The sequence below is a fragment of the Rhodococcus sp. P4_F5 genome, from assembly GCF_056401315.1.
The window spans coordinates 1-850 of sequence record NZ_JBFUJP010000150.1 but is presented as its reverse complement, the minus strand read 5'-3'; the positions used below and the strand labels follow the sequence as shown (position 1 = coordinate 850).

The following is an 850-nucleotide window of genomic DNA, read 5'->3' as shown; positions in this document are numbered from 1 at the left end:
GGTCAGCAGAAGATGAACGGGAAGCTGCAGCTCTCCTCGGTGGTGGTGGTCGTGGTGGTGTTCGTGGTCGGGTTGTTCGTCCCGCCCGCGCCGCCCGCCCCACCGGCCCCGCCACCGCCACCGTTCGCGTCACCGGTGGTCGCGTTGCCACTGTTCCCGCCGATCGCGCCGCCRCCGTTTCCGGAGGACACGCCACCCTGGTTGCCGTTGCCGATGTTGACGCCGCCGATGGCCACGTTGCCGTTTCCGCCCGCACCACCGGTGGCGTTGCCACCGTTGCCGGTCTGGGCGTTGCCCGACTGGGCGGTTCCGCCCGCGCCACCGGGTGCGCCGGCACCGCCGTTCGCGTCAGCGGAGGCGATGCCCGCTCCGGCGGCCAGGGCGAAGGCGGCGATGGCTGCGGTAGCGAAAGCGCGCTTGATGGTGTTCGACATTGGATACTCCTCGTTCGATGGGGGTTGATTTCGTTCTGTCACACAAGCTTCCGCCGTCACCGCCGTCGCCGACAGGCACCCAAGGTGGCAACCCGGCCACCCCTGCGGCTACCGAACACACCCCCAGAGGAGGACCCGGCACACGGAATCGGGCCGGCACCCCGCCATGTGGCGGGATACCGGCCCGAGATCGGGTGGAGCGGTCAGCAGAAGATGAACGGGAAGCTGCAGCTCTCCTCGGTGGTGGTGGTCGTGGTGGTGTTCGTGGTCGGGTTGTTCGTCCCGCCCGCGCCGCCSGCTCCACCGGCCCCGCCACCGCCACCGTTCGCGTCACCGGTGGTCGCGTTGCCACTGTTCCCGCCGATCGCGCCGCCGCCGTTTCCGGAGGACACGCCACCCTGGTTGCCGTTGCCGAT

General features: G+C 70.3%; 2 protein-coding genes. Both read right to left on the bottom strand.

Going from position 1 to position 850, the window contains the following annotated elements; all coding sequences use genetic code 11:
• Positions 1–2: 2 nt before the first annotated feature.
• Positions 3–434: a hypothetical protein gene (locus AC1DU4_RS26310; RefSeq protein WP_477844920.1), complete on the bottom strand. Its 432-nt coding sequence runs from the start codon at positions 432–434 to the stop codon at positions 3–5.
• A gap of 203 nt (positions 435–637) precedes the next feature.
• On the bottom strand, positions 638–850 hold a 213-nt coding region (locus AC1DU4_RS26305), incomplete at its 5' end, for a hypothetical protein (protein ID WP_477844918.1).